Annotated in this window: 12 protein-coding genes; 4 read left to right on the top strand and 8 right to left on the bottom strand. The window is 41.4% G+C overall.

Annotated elements, in window-relative coordinates; all coding sequences use genetic code 11:
• Positions 1–56: 56 nt before the first annotated feature.
• Positions 57–1,796: a type 2 periplasmic-binding domain-containing protein gene (locus BUF11_RS02985; RefSeq protein ID WP_073587295.1), complete on the bottom strand. Its 1,740-nt coding sequence runs from the start codon at positions 1,794–1,796 to the stop codon at positions 57–59.
• A gap of 233 nt (positions 1,797–2,029) precedes the next feature.
• On the opposite strand from BUF11_RS02985, the gene BUF11_RS02980 reads away from it, so the two are divergent.
• Both BUF11_RS02980 and BUF11_RS02975 read left to right on the top strand, forming a co-directional pair.
• On the top strand, positions 2,030–3,559 hold the full coding sequence (locus tag BUF11_RS02980; protein WP_073587294.1) for a response regulator: 1,530 nt from the start codon (positions 2,030–2,032) through the stop codon (positions 3,557–3,559).
• Positions 3,560–3,630: 71 nt separating this feature from the next.
• A complete protein-coding gene (locus BUF11_RS02975; protein WP_073587293.1) occupies positions 3,631–5,343 on the top strand; it encodes a sensor histidine kinase in 1,713 nt (570 codons plus the stop codon).
• Here the strand turns inward: BUF11_RS02975 and BUF11_RS02970 are convergent.
• The 7 genes from BUF11_RS02970 to BUF11_RS02940 form a co-directional block, all read right to left on the bottom strand.
• Positions 5,294–7,183: a heavy metal translocating P-type ATPase gene (locus BUF11_RS02970; protein WP_073587292.1), complete on the bottom strand. Its 1,890-nt coding sequence runs from the start codon at positions 7,181–7,183 to the stop codon at positions 5,294–5,296. The two genes, BUF11_RS02975 and BUF11_RS02970, sit on opposite strands and share 50 nt — an antisense overlap.
• A 209-nt stretch (positions 7,184–7,392) precedes the next feature.
• Positions 7,393–7,668, bottom strand: a complete 276-nt coding sequence (locus tag BUF11_RS02965) for a metal-sensing transcriptional repressor (protein ID WP_073587894.1) — start codon at positions 7,666–7,668, stop codon at positions 7,393–7,395.
• Positions 7,669–7,862: 194 nt separating this feature from the next.
• The gene (locus BUF11_RS02960; protein ID WP_073587291.1) at positions 7,863–8,825 is read right to left on the bottom strand and encodes a hypothetical protein; all 963 of its coding nucleotides are present in this window, start codon (positions 8,823–8,825) and stop codon (positions 7,863–7,865) included.
• A 152-nt stretch (positions 8,826–8,977) separates the two neighbouring features.
• Positions 8,978–10,633: a hydroxylamine reductase gene (hcp, locus tag BUF11_RS02955; RefSeq protein ID WP_073587290.1), complete on the bottom strand. Its 1,656-nt coding sequence runs from the start codon at positions 10,631–10,633 to the stop codon at positions 8,978–8,980.
• Between the two features lie 92 nt (positions 10,634–10,725).
• On the bottom strand, positions 10,726–11,148 hold the full coding sequence (locus BUF11_RS02950) for a VOC family protein (RefSeq protein WP_073587289.1): 423 nt from the start codon (positions 11,146–11,148) through the stop codon (positions 10,726–10,728).
• Positions 11,149–11,214: 66 nt separating this feature from the next.
• Positions 11,215–14,448 (bottom strand): ABC transporter permease, encoded by a 3,234-nt coding sequence (locus BUF11_RS02945; protein WP_175561970.1) that lies wholly within the window; start codon positions 14,446–14,448, stop codon positions 11,215–11,217.
• 28 nt (positions 14,449–14,476) lie between these two features.
• Positions 14,477–15,142 (bottom strand): ABC transporter ATP-binding protein, encoded by a 666-nt coding sequence (locus BUF11_RS02940; RefSeq protein WP_073587287.1) that lies wholly within the window; start codon positions 15,140–15,142, stop codon positions 14,477–14,479.
• Between the two features lie 237 nt (positions 15,143–15,379).
• Between BUF11_RS02940 and BUF11_RS02935 the strand changes: the two genes are divergently transcribed.
• Together BUF11_RS02935 and BUF11_RS02930 are read left to right on the top strand one after the other, a co-directional pair.
• The gene (locus BUF11_RS02935) at positions 15,380–16,150 is read left to right on the top strand and encodes a GNAT family N-acetyltransferase (RefSeq protein WP_073587893.1); all 771 of its coding nucleotides are present in this window, start codon (positions 15,380–15,382) and stop codon (positions 16,148–16,150) included.
• A 4-nt stretch (positions 16,151–16,154) separates the two neighbouring features.
• Positions 16,155–17,357, top strand: coding sequence for an MFS transporter (locus BUF11_RS02930; protein WP_073587286.1), 1,203 nt, complete (start codon positions 16,155–16,157; stop codon positions 17,355–17,357).
• The last annotated feature ends 6 nt before the right edge of the window (positions 17,358–17,363 follow it).

Raw genomic sequence — 17,363 nt, 5'->3', positions numbered from 1 at the left:
CCCAATCTTACGATTAGCTAAACTGACTTTCGGGACACCCTCAAACCGGTTGTATATTATTTTATGGTTGCTTCAATTTCTGAAATAATCTGGGATCCGCCCTGGTCATTCCAATCTTTCACATACTTATCAAAATCATTTAACGGAACGGAACCGGTAACAATCTTTATAAAGGTTTCTTCTTCAAGCTTTTGCAAGTTAGCCCAGTTACTCTTCATGGTCTCTGTTGTCCCCCAGAATACCGGTTCAACCCAGTTGAAGCTGTTTTCCCTGGTTAATTTGTCAATCAGCTCAATACCCTTCATTCTGGAATGGTACTTGGACCAATCCGTAACATCGTCAGTTGCAGTATTCTCCAGATACCTCTTAACATTTTGTATCACATTCCTGGATTCTAAGGTACGTGCATCTTCTATCGCGATTTCACCGTCTACCCCCTTCTTAATATCGGAGTAATCATCTAAAAGGGATGTATATTTATTGATTTCAACATTAAATGGCCTTGTGGAACCGTCCACGCCATCAGCCTGGTACTTGGCTACTTCCGGATAATCCTTCTCAAGAGTCTTTGTATTGGCTAACTCATCATAGAAAAGATTGGAGATCTTAACTGCAAGTTCCGGATGCTTATAGCCCTTGCGAACCACAATATAGCCGCTTGAGGCATTGTTATGGAATACATTCGCTTTTCCGTTTTCTCCTTCAATTACATAGGTAGAGAAGGTTGCGTTCTTATCCATCGCTCTTACATTGTTTAACAGCCAGTCAGGAATATGCCATACGCCAAAAGTAATACCTGTCTGCCCATTAGTCAAAAGTGCTGTGATGTCATCCCAGGTTCTGGTACCAAACTGAGGGTCTAAGATTCCTTCCTTAAACCAGTCAGCCAATACTCCAAGAGTCTTCTTGTTCTCCTCTGTATTGGAACCGTAATATACGCTTCCGTCCGTATTCTTAAGCCATAATTTCGGGTAGGCACCAAGCGCATTAGCAATACCGGTAGCACAGTAAGTGGAACCGCCGTAATCATTGGAGCTTAACCAATATGCTAAGGAAATGCCCACAGGATTTTTACTGCTGCCGGGGTCCTTTTCCATAAAGGTCTCTGCAATGTTCTTTAATTCATCAACGGTAATCATGCCATTGCCGTCTTCATCTACCTTTAACCCCAGCTTATCCAGCCAATCCTGCCTTACCCATACTTCATTGGGTGCACTGTCTACATTGGTTCCGGGAAGAGCCATTATCTTTTCGTCATAGGTAGCTGTTGATAAGCTTCTTCCGTCATAGGAATCATAGATTTCCTTTAAATAATCACTGGCATAGGTATTATAAACATCTGTTAAGTCTTCTACCATATCATTTTCTACCAGCTCATCCAGAATATCTTTACTGCCAATCTTCATAATGTCCGGTAAGTCCTCAGAGGCTATTGCCAGAGATACCTGTCTGTCATAGTCCTCCCCGTTTGCTTCAAAAGCATCTACTGCAACTGCATTAAGCCTATCCTTTACATAGCGGGTATAAGCATTGTTTTCATAAGTATCCCCATCAGGAAGCTTTGGATTTTGTATTGTCTGACGCCCCAGCGTATATGTGATTTCTTCCGGGTAGGCACCAAAAGGGCCGTCCGCTGTCTGCGCCTCCTGTGTTACTCCGGCAGTCTTACCATCATTCTTTGCAGTGCTGCTGTCCGCATTACTTTTTGCATTGTTTCCCGAGCAACCTGCCAGCGACAGTATCATAACAGCTGATAAAGTTATGGCAATTCGCTTAAACAAATAATCTTTTCTCATTTTTTACCCTGCTCTCTTTCCTGGATATCCCCATAATCTTACTTAAAGCACACCTCAACGGCCGTTGATTAGCTTACTTTAAGTATAACCGCAGAGGCTTTAAGGGTAAACGAAAGATTTTCATGTTTTACAACACTTTTTCCTGAACCTTAGTGAATGAGACTTTCATCCGTTGAACAACTTATAGTTGAATGATATAATCTTTTCAGAACAAAGATAAACAGGAGGTTGCCATGTATCGTATCTTAATTGCGGATGATGAGAAAGATGAAAGAGATGCCATATGCTTTCTGCTTCAAAAATACCGTTTTCCCCTTACAGTAACCCTGGCAGTCAACGGAAAAGAAGCCCTGGAACACCTGAATAAACAGGAAGCAGACATCCTGTTTACTGATATAAAAATGCCCTTTCTAAGCGGTATTGAGCTTGCAGGTAAGGCAAGGGAACTGTATCCAGATATACAGATAGTATTCTTTAGCGGCTATGATGATTTTGAATACGTAAAGGAAGCCCTGTCCCTTCGGGCAGTAAATTATATTCTAAAGCCGGTTAATCCGGAGGAATTTCAGAAGACCATCCTTGCAGTTGTAGAGTCTATCATGCAGAAAAAACAGGAAACGCTCATGCAAAAAGCCAGCCTGAACTTTATGAGGAATCATATTCTGTACCAGCTCATTAACAATACTTCCCTGGAAAGTATCAAAAAGTCTTACCCCAGTATCGACCTTTCATTCCTTTTCTCCTACCGGCAGATGCTTCTGATACAATATGAAGCAGATTTCTTTGGCGGAAGGCTGACAGAAGATGCACCAGAAGATTTTTCCATCAATATCCGCTCTGTTCTTGCACAGGCCGCAGGCTATATCAATCTGAATCCTTCGCAAAGCCTTCTACTGTTTACAGAGGCCTTAAAAGAAACAGAAATAAAGAATGCCTTAGAGAGACTGCATAAATATCTTATGGACCAATACAAACAGCTATGCTATCTTGCCGTCAGCAAGTCCTTTTCCTCACCGGCTGACATGGCAGAAGTATTCCGGGAAACGGAAAACTATCTGGAACAGCGCTTTTTCTTCCCCGGAAAATATCTATATACACAGATTTCGGATTCTTACAGCAATGTTGATCCGGCAGAAGATGATATCATATTAAAGAGTATTGAAAAGGATATCCAGCTTAAAGATATCTATAGCTTAAAGCAAAATATCTCTCTGCTTATACAAAAATACGAAAACCAGGCTACCTTTTCCCATATATATGTCCGCTATCTCTTTACCAGCCTGCTGCAGACACTGTTACAAAACCTCCCCCATTATGAAGAAGCTTCCTTCTGGCAGATTTCCGAGCAAATCTATCATTTCAGATACTTTTCGGATATACGCTTATTAATTATGGAAACCCTGGATAAGGTAGCAGCCCGGATAGAACAGGAACAACAGTCTCCAAGGCATGCTATCAATCTGGTAGATAAGTATATCAGGGGGCATTACGGCGAAGAGCTTAGCTTAAATATTCTGGCAGATAAGGTCTATTTGACTCCCAGATATCTTAGCAGTCTGTTTATCCAGGAAACAGGCTTTGGTATTAATAAATACATCAAAAATATCCGGATGGAGAAAGCAAAAGAACTGCTTGTTAAAACTAATATGAAAATAAGTGACATCTGCCAGGAGGTCGGCTATTCCAATGTTTCTTATTTTTGCAAGAGCTTTCAGGAGGACTTTGGCACCACACCGGATAAATTCAGGCAAAGTCACCGATAAGAACCACCTGTTTACTGCACAAATACAGGTCCAAACTTTCTATATCAAACGGGACAGGAATGGAGAGATATATGAGACGCATACTTAAGAACTTTAAGAATTTAAGCTTTCGCAAGAAAGTTACTATCATCTGCCTTTTTGTAGGTTTAATTCCTGTTATCGTTCTTGGCAGCTTCTCTTACGGACAGGTTCGAAAGCTTTTGATTGACAGAGAAAAAACGGCATTAAAGGAATCCCTAAAGCAGGAGGTATATAACCTGAACTATAAAATAGACTCCTATCTCAATGCCATAAATCTCATACTCTGGGACGAGGATGTCCGAAGCAGCCTTACCCATACCTTTACCGATAACTTTGATATGTATAAGACCTATATGTACGAGCTTGATCCTTTATTTACTACTGTCCGGACTCTTCACGGAGAAATAAAAACCTTAACCATATACACAGATAATCCCATCTATCCCCATGGCAGCACTCTAAGACCTTTGACCGATATCGACCGTATGCCCTGGTACCGGGAAGCTCTGTCAAAGACCACTCCCTTTTTTGTAGCCTCAAAAGATAAGAAATCCCTGTTTTTAGTATGCCAGTTATACCTGTCTGGCAGTAATTATAAAAGTATTTTATATATGAACATCAGTTATGATAAAACCTTTGGCACCCTATCCACCCTATTTAACAAGTCTTACGGTGTAATCCTTGAAAATGGACAGGGAGAGGTTCTTTATTCCAGTCATAACTTTAAAGAAAAGGAGGCACCCCTTTCTTCCTTAAAAGACGGAGAACTGAATGCCGCCTATGTAACGCAATCCGCCGCCCTAAAGAACTTCGGCTGGAAAATATATGTGTACCGCCCGGTCCGTACCGTATCACAGGCAGCCAATCAGATTACTGTTATCGTAATACTAATAATCTTTCTGTGCCTATTGCTGCTTTTTGCCTTAAGTTCCCTGTTATCCAAAAATCTGGTCCGTCCTCTGGAGGAATTATCCAGAGACATGGATACACTGGAGGATGGTGAAATGTCTGTGCACGTTGTATATGATTCCTCCGACGAGCTTGGACATCTCGTCAAAAGCTTCCGCCACATGGTATCCCGTATCCAGTACCTCATCGATGAGGTCTATAAAAGTAAAATCACCCAGCAGGAGTATGAAATGAAAGCCTTACAGGCACAAATCAATCCTCATTTTCTCTATAACAGCCTTTCCCTGATAAACGGCAAGGCTATTATGGCAGAACAGGAGGATATCAGCCGTATGGCACAGCTTCTCTCCACCTTTTACCGCACCACCTTAAACAAAGGCAAAAACCTGATATCGGTACATGATGAACTGGAAAATACCAAGTCCTATATCAGCATCCAGAACATGATGCATTCCAATTCCTTTGATGTTGTGTACGATATCGACGAAGCTGCCCTTTCTCTGGTTATGATAAACCTTTTATTGCAGCCTCTGACGGAAAACGCAATTGTCCACGGTATCGACCACAAAGAAACTCCCGGAAGGGGAATGCTTATTCTCTCCTGTAAAAGAACCGATTCCCTCTTAACCTTTACCGTATCCGACAATGGCTGCGGCATGAAGGAAGAGACACTCTCCCGTCTGCTGACCTCTGAAACGAACGGCTATGGTGCATACAATGTCCATCAGCGTATACAGCTCTACTATGGAGCAGAGTACGGATTAAGATATGAAAGCAAAGTAAACAAAGGTACAACCGTATGGCTTACAATACCCTCTTTTTCCTCCATTTCAGCAGCAAGGCAGAGTTTATAATTACAACAACAGAGCCTGCATTGTGCACCAATGCTCCTATGACAGGATTCAAAATTCCTGTCATTGCAAGCAGGATTGCAACAAAATTCAGTGTCATTGAAAAAGCCAGATTACATTTTATAGTTACCATCATTTTCTTTGCAAGACAGAGCAAATATGGGATTTCCTTAATGTCATCATTTACCAATACAATGTCTGCAGCATCCACTGCAACATCGCTTCCGATTCCGCCCATTGCTATTCCCACAAATGCCTTTTTCAAAGCAGGTGCGTCGTTAATTCCATCACCAATCATACAAACTGCTCTTTCTTCCTGCTGGTATATATCAATTAATTTCAATTTGTCCTCCGGCAGACAGTTTGCACGTACCTCCTTTATGTGAAGCTGTCCTGCAATATGCCATGCCGCACTTTTATGATCCCCGGTTAAAAGAACAGGAGTAAGCCCGGCTTCCTTTACCATTTCAATCACTGCCGCTGCTTCCTGCCTTAAGGTATCGGCTAAAGCAAGAATTCCTGCAAACTGCTGATTAATAGCCAAGTAAATAACTGTACAGCCCTCTTCCAAATACTTATCTGCAATAGATATTTCTTCTTTCCCCAAAGATATGTTGCATTCAGAAAGCAAGTCCAAATTTCCTGCCACGATTTCTTTTCCCAAAATAACAGCCTTTACCCCACGCCCCGGTAACATCTGAAATTGTTCTGCCGGATAAAAATCTTTCTTATAAGAACTGCGATAACACCGAACTACTGCTTTTCCCAGGGGATGTTCCGAACGGGCTTCCGCACAGGCGGCATAGTTATATATTTCTTCTTGTGAAATATCCGGAAGAAAGCTGTGAACAGCAACTACCTGGGGTGTACCATATGTAATGGTTCCCGTTTTATCAAAAGTGATTATCTTCACTGCAGCCAAGCGTTCTAGCGCATCACCTTCCCGGACCAGAAAACCATGTTTCGTAGCATTTCCAATTGCCGCCATAATGGCAGTAGGTGTTGCCAGTACCAGCGCACACGGGCAAAATACCACCAAAATCGTAACAGCACGGATAATCTCTCCGCTAATCAGCCAGGTAAGTGCGGCAGCACTTAAGGCAATTATAACAATCCAGGTTGCCCATCTGTCAGCAATACCCACTATTTTAGCCTTTCCTGCATCCGCAGACTGCACAAGCCGAATCATGCGCTGAATCGAACTATCCTCTCCGACTTTGACCGCTTCCATATCAAAAGAGCCAAACTGATTAACTGTACCGCTTGATACCTCATCACCTGCCGCCTTATCAACAGGCATTGATTCTCCTGTCATTACCGCTTGATTAATGGATGTCTGACCTTCTTTTATGATACCGTCCACAGGTATTATCTCTCCCGGAAGTACCCGAAGCAAGTCTCCAACTTTTACCTGCTCGGCAGGCACTGTCTGAACCTCTGTTCCTAAAATCTTACGTGCAGTACGTGGCGTAAGGTGAACAAGCTTTTCAATCCCCTCCCTTGCTTTTGACACAGTCAAATCTTCCAGCAAGGCTCCTAACTGCATTATAAATGCAACTTCACCGGCAGCAAAATTCTCGCCTATAATAATTGATGCTATCAGCGCTATAGAAACCAGCACATCCGCTTTAATATCAAAAGAAGTAACCAACCCTGCCATTGCTTCTAAAATAATAGGAATGCCGCACAATATAATGGCAACCCATGCTGCATCAAAGGGAAGCGGCAGAATATCAAAAATACTTATTACTAAAGCAATCGCTGAAGCAGCCAAAAATGTGATATCCCTCTTTGTGCCTCCCCATTCTAATATTTTCTCTAATTTCTTCATAAAAATACTCATATCCTTTCCTGTACATGCAAACTTTGGACCGCAGGCACAAATTTGCGTGTGAAAAATTTATTTTTCACACTACCTCCTTTATACCCAGTGGATATAAACCGCTCTATAGTTATAGCCTATACCCCTATAGGTATATTATACCTATAGGGGTATAGGTTGTCAAGAAGGCATAAATAAAACCAGCCAAACAATCCGGCTGGTTTTACCATTCATACCATATTTGAAAAACGCTCTACTGCCTTTGTAAAGCTTTCGATCGTTTTGTCTGCATCCCCATGCTCTATACCATCCTTAACACAATGGTTAATATGCCCTTCCAATACTACCTGACCTACTTTATGAAGTGCCGATTTCGCTGCATTGATTTGGGAAAGAACATCTTCACAAGGGACATCTTCATCCACCATACGATCAATTGCCTGTACCTGTCCTATAATCTTTTTCAGACGGCGATGTAAATTATCAGAATCCATACACTGTTTCATATAAATAACCATGCCCTTTCCTATACCTGCAAACTTTAGACCGCAGGCACAAATTTGCGCGTGAAAAATACTTTTTTCACATTACACCCCTATATACCATAAGGGGTATGTGTACATTATCTGTTCTTCTGTCTTCTTTGTCAAGTAATTCTAACGTATCCTAATGACCACTGTCTGACAACCAGCCTATTTGTTTAAAATATATATTCTCCATTACAATCAATCCTCTCAAAATTCCTTAATAGGACCAGCTTTTCGATTGCTTTACCTGCCTTCCACCAATTTTCACTGATGGCAAATTCTTTTGGATATTTTTCATTATTCTCAAACCAGCTCCAGGTTATATTCCAAACATTGCACTTTTCTCTTGTTTCAATCAGATAGTCAAGCTCCTTTTGAACGATATCTTCATTGTCTTTATAATATATACTGTCTGGGGTAGTAATATAGTTAGAAGGCCGCACTCCGTAAGAACTCCATTTTGAGGTGTCCCTTTCAATGGAATTATATACCAATCCCTTTACAACATCCCGCAGCTTTGTATAATTGAATTGTTTTTCTATACCAGCCTGCTTAATCGTATCCAGAAGAACACAATAGCCTCCAATGCCCATATCGCCATAACTATCCTGTATTTCTAATTTTGCAATAATATCATTCATAATTAGAATAACTCTTTTATATAAATCGGTATCTTTATCAAAATACTTTAATACAAAACCGGATAATTCCGCAGTAACACCGATGCTCTCTAATTCATTTGCATCACTGTTATATGTCCACCACGGTGCATGGGCATATTCGTTATTTGTCGGTATACTAAACAGCCATCCCGTTTTAGAAAAATGCTTACCACTGCTTAAGAATCTGAATATGCCTTGCATAATAGGATGACTTATATCCTTAAAATCCATGGCTTGTAATATATTGATTGCATAAAGGGTCGTATACGGTGATGAATTCGGATTCCAACTGTCGGCTTCCAGTGCATGTCCAAATCCTCCGTCTTCATTTTGGTAATAAGCTAATGATGACAGCACTGCTTCTTTATTTCCATTCTCAAAATAGTACTTCCATAGTGCCAAGTCAACCGGTCTGGCATTTCTATACATCCAATTCTTTATTTCACAGAAAGCTTCTAATCCCAATTTTTTCATTTTAATAGCTATTCCTTTCCTGGTATTATTATACAGTATCCGTCTATGAAACACTACTACTTATTCGGCCAAGTGCAGACTTATAAAAAAACGGATAGTTCCTTAACTCAAATGTTAAGAAACTACCCGCTCTTATTTTATCTGTCTTTTATTTAAAGCGCTGCCTGTTTTAATGCTGCCTTTAAATCATCCTCCGGTGTGCTGATGGGATTAATGTTAAAGGTATCCACCAGATATTGAAAAACATTTGGTGACAGAAAAGCCGGCAGGCTCGGTCCCAGATACATCCCTTTAATTCCAAGTGATAAAAGTGCCAGCAAATCTGCTACTGCCTTTTGCTCATACCAGGACAATATGATGGTAAGGGGCAGAGAATTCACATCTGTGTCAAAAGCATCTGCCAAAGCCGTGGCTATACGGATGGCTGAATAGGCATCATTACATTGTCCCACATCCAAAAGTCTTGGCAAACCTGCAACCGTTCCAAAATCCAGCTTGTTAAAGCGGTATTTGCCGCAGGCCAGAGTAAGAATGACACAATCCTTTGGTACCATTTGAGCCAAGTCTGTGTAATAGCTTCTTCCGGGTCTGGCTCCATCGCAGCCTCCGATCAGGAAAAAATGTCTGATAACACCCCCTTTTACTGCTTTTACAATCTCCTCTGCATGAGACAGTGTCTCATGATGTCCAAAGCCTACTAAGATTTCCTTCTTCCCAAAATCTTCTCTGAAACCTCCAAGCTCTAACGCTTTTTCAATGATTTCTGTAAAATCCTTGCTCCCATCCTCTTTTACATCAATGTACTTTACGCCGTCCCAGCCTACCACACTGGTGGTAAATATCCTGTCTTTATAGGAATCCCTTGGCTTCATGAGGCAGTTGGTGGTCATTAGGATACAGCCGGGCACTTCATCAAATTCTTTTTGCTGATTCTGCCAGGCAGAGCCAAAATTGCCGACAAGATGCTTGTGTTTCTTTAGTTCCGGATAACCGTGGGAGGGCAGCATCTCTCCATGGGTATAGATATTGATGCCTTTTCCTTTTGTCTGTTCCAACAGCATTTCCAGATCATGCAGATCATGACCTGATACAATGATAAAAGGGCCTTTTTTAATATTTACATTAACCTTATTGACAGTAGGATTCTGGAATCTTGTTGTATTCGCCTCATCCAAAAGCTTCATTACCTGTACGCTCGCCTCTCCTACCCTCATCGTCATGCGTATCATATCTTCCAGTGTTAGTTTATCATTTGTCGTGGCTTCTAACCCCAGGAAATACATATGATCCACCTGATCATCCTGAAAGCCAATAAATCTTGCCTGATGCCCGTAAGCACTGATTCCCTTTAGTCCATAAAGAACGGTAGAACGCAGGGAACGTATGTCCTCATCCAAGTCTTGATTATGCATAATTCCAGCCTTAACAGAATCCTTTAGCATATCTTCCTTGGTTTCACTTAAAGTATAAGTAGCTGCCTCCGGATATTCCCCTTCCGGTGCCTGTTCTCTTATGGCTTCCTTTATCTGCTGCGCTTCCTTTAATAACCTGACATGAACCTCTGCATCAAAGTTTACATTGGTTAGTGTAGTAAACAGACCGTTTTCTACAAATTTTACAACATCCTTATCAATCTTCTTTCCCTGTTCGATTAAAGGCCTGGCATAGCAGGAAATACCTTTTAACTGATAGATTAATAAATCCTGAAGATTTGCTATTTCCGGTGTTTTCCCGCAAACACCGCTCTTGGTACATCCTTTTCCTCCGAAGGTCTGTTCACATTGATAACAAAACATTGCATTTTCCATTCCGATACTCCTTGTCATGAGATACTATTTTCCCTTTAGTATTACCTGACTTTGAATAGAATATGATAATTAGATTCTCTTTATCAAACAAACTATTTTACTCTTTTCTCCATTGGATGCCCTTCCTTAAATTGAACCAAATCCCACAGATTTCCGTACAAATCCTTAAAGACTGCCACTATTCCGTAAGGCTGTTCTTTCGGCTCTCTCACAAACTCAATTCCCTTTGAAATCATCTCCTGATAATCCCTCCAGAAATCATCCGTACCAAGAAATAAGTAGATTCTCCCCCCTGCCTGATTTCCGATAAAAGACACTTGCTCCGGTTTTGATGCCTTTGCAAGCAACAGCGTACATCCGGTTGAGCCAGGCGGTGATACTACCACCCAACGCTTATTCTGCTCCGGCTGATAGGTATCTTCAATTAAGGTAAAATTAAGCTTTTTGGTATAAAATTCTATGGCCTCATCATAATCTTCTACGACCAAAGCTATATGGATAATTGCCTGTGTCACTGTTGTCTCCTCCATCTTTCTTTGCCATCAAGCTCTTTTAGACTTTAAATTCCCCTTGTCAAAGTCTTATCTTCCAAGGCTTCTGATATTCTCCACCGGATATTGTCTTGCAATCCGTACAGCCGGTACTATCTGTAAAATAGTAATAACCCCAATAAATATAATGCTTATCAATATGTGAACCGGCCATGGATACTTCCACAGCAGCTCTGCCACCGTTACATTTACCAGTGTGCCAAAGCTTCCAATTTGGATATCCGATGTCACTGCTGCTACCGCCAGAAGTAAAATAAAGAGCGCTGCATTTGTCAGAATAACCGCAAATGTTCCCTGTATTACTCCCTGCAGCAGGTATTGGCAGGTAAATTGTCCTTTCGTTACTCCCATGGACTGAAGAATTCCGATACGGTTTCTTTCCTGCTCCATCCGTGAGACAGCGGTATTATAGAAGGCTACCAGAGCAATCACAGAGGATATTAGTCCCAATAACCCAATAATCAAGATGTTATTCAATGCCTCCCCCAATACCCTCTCACTGCTTTCCTTGTAATTGTAGAGGGTAAAGCCATATTTATTGGCAAAAGACAACAGCGCTGCATCCAATACCTCCGGATTTTCTTTGTCCTTAGCCGTAATATTCCACAGAGTCCTGCCATAACTGGACGGATAAAGAACCTTTACCATTTCTGTCATCTGATCAATGTTTACACGAAACAGGCCCATCTTTGAATTTGGATAAAGTGCCTCCATTCCATCCATTGAACCAATTACAGCATAGGCAGGCACCAAATTGGAAAAAGGCCATACACCATCCTTCGGAAAGTACCGGATAATACCTCCTACCCTGACCTGTGCTGTATTGAACCCGGGGATTTTTCCGCCCTCCGTAAGTTTTTCTTTGTCTGCCGACAAATAAAGCGTATCTCCCGGTTTAATAGTAGGATAGCTGTCATAAAGATTTTTATACCTGCCGTCCAGGGATGTATAATAAGCATCATCTTCCTCAAGCAGCCAATGAAAACGCTTATCCAAACCTACTGCTGCTTTTACCTTCTCGTAGCCTGCTTTTTTACTGCCCTTACCTTCTTCTTTCGCAGTGTTCTTAGCGGTATCTTCTGTATTTTCCGTCTTATACAGAGGAACCAAAAGGATAACTTCTTCCCCCTTCTTAAACCTTTCCAGGTCCACACTGCCTTCTGTGACTGCCGACAATATGGCTTTTGAAGCTTCTGCATCCGGAGCGATTCCGTAATAATAGGAGTAATAAGCATTCGTTATGTATTCCGGCTGATCCTTTGTATCCGGTACATATTTTGCAAAATGCTCGCTCTTTAACTTATCCGGCAGCAATGATTCAAAGGTATTTATAAGAGTATCCTTATCCATTCCGTCATACCAGAACAGCAGATTCTTCCCATATTTATAGCTTGTTATATTTTCTACACCTTTGATTTTCTTTAACTCTGCTTCTATCTCCGGCAACTTATTCTGATTCTCTCCATATACCGCCTTTAATGTATAATCCGGCCTTCCGGTATCCAAAACCGAATCCTGATATCTCTGGAAAGCATGGTAGGAAAGGTAAAGGGACGCGGATAAAATACTGATAATGAACAGGGAAATAGCAAAGGATAACAGGCTCTTTCCCCTGCTTATTTTTAGATAGCGCAGTGTGATATGAAAGAAGTCCTGCTTTACATACCTGTTCTTTTCCTTTTTCAAAGCAGTACCTTTTTTATGCTTTTGCTTCTTTTCCATCGTACCTGTTAAGGGGACATTAACTGCACTTACCGCCGGCAGGAGTACCCCCGCAAAAAGTGATATGCTTCCAATTAGTATCCCAACCAGTAAAAGCTTTAAGGGAATTGCAATTACTAATTCTTCCTTACCCATAAACTTCATAAGGTATAGTATAAGAACTGATACACCACTTCCTCCCAGTGCACCAAATACCAATCCGGTCCTCCAAAAATAAACGGCTTCCCAGAAAAGAATCCCCGCCAACTGACCCTTTGTGGCACCGATGGACTTTAACAGCACAAGCTTTCTGCCCCTTCTTTTAATCTGTGTCAAAAATATCTGAAATACTGCACAGACCGTAGTGATAAAGATAATCCCAAGAATGGATGCAGTTATCATATGTTCCACAGAATTATCCGTATCAGGGTAGGAAAAGCTATTCCTTCGAAAATTGGAGGTGGAATCACCGCCTTGCGTAACACTGCCCTTCATCATTCCGGTATCTTCACCGGAGGGTTCTTCCGATACGCCAGTATTATAATACTTTGATATTTTTTCTCTTTCTGCCGGGGAAATATTCTTGTTAATATTTACCCATATCCTCGAATAAAAATCATACAAGTCTTCTGATTTTGCTGCCGTATCAGGATATTTTGCTGCCAGTCTTTTAAAGATATTACTATCCAGCGAGCGAAGGCGAAAGAATATATCCATTGGCATCTTATAATCCTTTACATCCGTATAACCATTGTGATAGAAAGCATCCGTCAGCGCACTTCCCGCCTCTTCTGTGACAAAAGCATTTGGTACAGTGTGTCCTCCTAAATCCCACTTATCCGAATAGGTATTTAAAATTCCGCAGATGGTAAATTCCTTCTGCAGCATTACCTCCTGATGGCTTAGAAACCCTTTTTCCTTTATTGTTTCCGTATCCGACGGTTCTCCTGACTTAAACAAATAGACATAATCCGTGGAGACCACCACATGAATATCTTTGATGTCCGTACTGGGATTTTCATGAAAGCCATACTTTACAAGATTCTCTCCCTTGCTGTAAGCTTCATTCATCCTAATATCAACTTCCTGATTTACACTATTATCCTCAGTTACCATTACTATCGAAAGGTTTACCTTCTGTCCAACGGAAAGGTCCATACCCGCATTACTTAACTGGTTTAATTCCACCAATATTTCATCATCTTCCTGGGGAAACCTGCCCTTATACAATGTAAAATTCCCCATCTTTTGCAAATCCTTCGGCAGTGTTCCTATTATTCCAAGATTATCAGAACTTCCTATATTGGTGGTACTGGTAACAGTCTTTATTTCTTTCTCTTTCAAAAGCTTTTTATAAGTATCTTCATTTCCCCCCAGATAAGCCCCTTGCCAGCTGCCATAAAGCTCTTCCCTCTGTGCCGTTTTGGTTTTCTCCATACTTGCCTGAAAGATTAAGGCTGCTGTTATAAACGCAAAGGATAAGGACACCACCAGCTTTAACAGAAAGGAATCCTTTTTTCTCCCTTTCATTCCATTTCTTGCAATTTCTCTTAAATTCATCATAATCCCTCCATGCATACTGCAAGCCTTTTCACAAAACTCCTCCATTGATTATTGTAATTACCCGTTCCGCATTGCCTGCAATCTCCATATCGTGGGTCACCAACACTACCGTCTGTCCGAATTCTTTTGCTGACTGTTTTAATAGCCTGATAACCTCTTTCCCTGTATTCTCGTCCAGATTTCCGGTGGGTTCATCCGCTAAAAGAATAGCCGGCTTTGCAGCCAATGCTCTGGCAATTGCTACTCTTTGGCGCTCTCCGCCGGAGAGTTCATCGGGATAATAGGGAAGCTTATTCGTAATATCAAGAGTTCTAAGTACTTTCTCCAGATATGCTCTATCCTCCTTCTTCTTATCCAGATGTACCGGCATCAGAATATTTTCAAACACTGTGTGTTCTGATAACAGATTAAATGACTGGAATACAAAGCCGATTCTTCTTCGGCGAAGAAGTGCCAGCTCTTTCTCCTTTAAGTCAAACATGCTCTCTCCTTCCAGATAGACCTTTCCGCCGGAAGGCTTGTCAAGGCCGCCAAGAATATGTAAAAGAGTTGATTTTCCTGATCCGCTCTTACCAATAATCGCATGAAATACTCCTTTTTCTATCTCCAGGTCCGTGGGCTTTAAAGCTTGCGTCTCAAGCTCACCTTTGCCGTAGACTTTTTCTACCTGAACCGTCTTTAATACAATCTCCATATGAATACGCTCCTCCTATTCCTTTTACTGAATAATTTTCTCTTATTCCATAATCTTACTTGAATACAAAATATAAAACAAGTTACATTTGTCACAATCTCCCTTATCTAATTGCTGCATGCCCATAACTTTTAAGAGTATTTGCTGGAAGGATTCCTGCCCACATGCTATAATGAATCTGACAGTAATTCTATCAAAGGAGTGATTTACATTATAGAACAAATTAAAAGAAAAGATATGCCCCAAATTGAACATCTTTTTGATGGATGGAGCGAAACTCTCATATGGTCCTGCCTTCAAGGCTATATGGGTCATGCTTATGCAGACAATTCAGAAAATCCAGTATCTGCACAAATTATTATAGGTGATTTCTGCTTTTTCGCAGGAGTACCAAATACAGAATTGACAGCAAATATCCCCTGTGATCATCTTTCTGATTCTATCCTGATGATACCGGAATCGGATGGCTGGTCCAGGATGATTGAAGAAATATATCCTTTTAACAGCAAGAAAACCCTCCGCTATGCAATAAAAAAAGAAACAGACGCTTTTGACCGTGAAAAGCTGCATTCCTATATACAGGGATTATCCTCTGAATATACCTTAAAAATGATGGATGAAGCCTTATATGAGCTGGCAAAATCGGAAGACTGGTCCTGTGATTTATGTTCACAGTTTCCATCTTATAAGGATTATCAGGCTCATGGGATAGGTGTCATGGCCTTATTCAACGGATTACCCGTATCAGGTGCTTCCTCCTATACCGTATATGACCAGGGAATTGAAATCGAAATTGATACCCGGACGGATTTTAGAAGAAAGGGCTTAGCCCTTGCCTGCGGTGCAAAGCTTATACTGGAATGCCTGGATAGAAACCTCTATCCGAGCTGGGATGCCATTGATTTACGGTCTGTTTCACTGGCGGAAAAGCTGGGCTATCATTTAGATAAGGAATACATAACATATATTGTTTCAACAGATAATAACTATAATCGCTCAAGGGAATAATGATATGACTCATACAGATAATAAAAAAACCGCACCGGGAGCTGCTTTAGTCCTGTTCATCCTTGTATTTGCAGCAGTCTCCGCCCCATTATGCCTTAATAAGGTGTCACCCATTGCCCCTTATCTTATGGACAGCTTCCAGCTTGGAGCTGCCAAGCTTGGACTGCTGATTTCCGTTTTCTCCATAACCGGTATTTTTCTTGCCCTGCCAAGCGGCCTTTTAATACAACGCTTTGGACCATACCTTTGTATTTTAGCGGCACTCTTTGCTCTCCTTTTGGGCTCCCTTCTTGGTATCTTTGCCCCTTCTTTCCTATGGCTGTTAATAAGCCGCATTCTGGAAGGTACCGGATTGGCCCTGATTGCCGTAGCCGGACCTGCCATTGTCAATCAGATAGCACCCAATATGAAAAAAGGCCTCTTTATGGGAATATTTTCTTCTTATGTAGGTATAGGGCAGGTACTCACTTACAACCTTGCTCCTCTTATTGCGAAAATAAGCGGCTGGAAAAATGTCTGGTGGGCTTGTATAGGATATATCCTGTTTGTTGCTGTTCTTTGGATTCTACTAATGACCAGAATGAGAACCTTTCATTCAGTAAATCCAGCAGTTTCCAAAGAGAAGTTTATGATGAAGGAGCTCTTAGAGAATGTACGCAGCAAAAGCCTTTGGCTATTAACGGCTTCTCTGTTCCTGTACACAATTACCTATGCGGTTATCCAGATGTTTCTTCCTACATACCTGAATGAAATCCGCGGCATGGAGCTGTCAAGTGCCTCCAGTCTGGTCAGCATCTGCTGTCTTGCCGGTACTGTTTCCTCTCTGCTTGCCGGTATAATATCAGACAAGCTAAATTCCAGAAGGCTGTTTGGTGGTCTGGCCCTGATTGTTTCCGCGGCCCTTTTTTATATCATAACAATATTGCCTCTGGGAGCTTATCCGGTATTTATCGTAATACTGGGAATGATTCCTCCTATTCTGCCGGTCTGTGCCTATGCGGCTTATGGTGAAATCATCAAAAATCCCTCCCAGTCCGGCACTGCCTTAGGAATACTTACAACCGGCCAAAACCTTGGCTTTACCCTGGGTCCGGTTCTCTTTGGCTTTGTGGTACAGCAGTTTAATTATCATGCCGCCTTTTATTACACAATGCCGCTTACTGTCCTTGGCGGTATTCTGCTTATATTAAATAAAAAGGTCAAATAGCAACAA

Origin of the sequence: Anaerocolumna xylanovorans DSM 12503, assembly GCF_900143645.1 — a bacterium.
Lineage (GTDB): Bacteria > Bacillota > Clostridia > Lachnospirales > Lachnospiraceae > Anaerocolumna > Anaerocolumna xylanovorans.
The sequence above is the reverse complement of the archived record's forward strand: the minus strand, read 5'-3'. Positions and strand labels throughout refer to the sequence as shown.

Coding starts and splice junctions, on each gene's coding strand:
- BUF11_RS02935 (WP_073587893.1), top strand. CDS start 15,380: ATGCCCCAAATTGAACATCTTTTTGATGGATGGAGCGAAACTCTCATA.
- BUF11_RS02945 (WP_175561970.1), bottom strand. CDS start 14,448: ATGATGAATTTAAGAGAAATTGCAAGAAATGGAATGAAAGGGAGAAAA.
- BUF11_RS02975 (WP_073587293.1), top strand. CDS start 3,631: ATGAGACGCATACTTAAGAACTTTAAGAATTTAAGCTTTCGCAAGAAA.
- BUF11_RS02940 (WP_073587287.1), bottom strand. CDS start 15,142: ATGGAGATTGTATTAAAGACGGTTCAGGTAGAAAAAGTCTACGGCAAA.
- BUF11_RS02980 (WP_073587294.1), top strand. CDS start 2,030: ATGTATCGTATCTTAATTGCGGATGATGAGAAAGATGAAAGAGATGCC.
- BUF11_RS02965 (WP_073587894.1), bottom strand. CDS start 7,668: ATGAAACAGTGTATGGATTCTGATAATTTACATCGCCGTCTGAAAAAG.
- hcp (WP_073587290.1), bottom strand. CDS start 10,633: ATGGAAAATGCAATGTTTTGTTATCAATGTGAACAGACCTTCGGAGGA.
- BUF11_RS02930 (WP_073587286.1), top strand. CDS start 16,155: ATGACTCATACAGATAATAAAAAAACCGCACCGGGAGCTGCTTTAGTC.
- BUF11_RS02960 (WP_073587291.1), bottom strand. CDS start 8,825: ATGAAAAAATTGGGATTAGAAGCTTTCTGTGAAATAAAGAATTGGATG.
- BUF11_RS02970 (WP_073587292.1), bottom strand. CDS start 7,183: ATGAGTATTTTTATGAAGAAATTAGAGAAAATATTAGAATGGGGAGGC.
- BUF11_RS02985 (WP_073587295.1), bottom strand. CDS start 1,796: ATGAGAAAAGATTATTTGTTTAAGCGAATTGCCATAACTTTATCAGCT.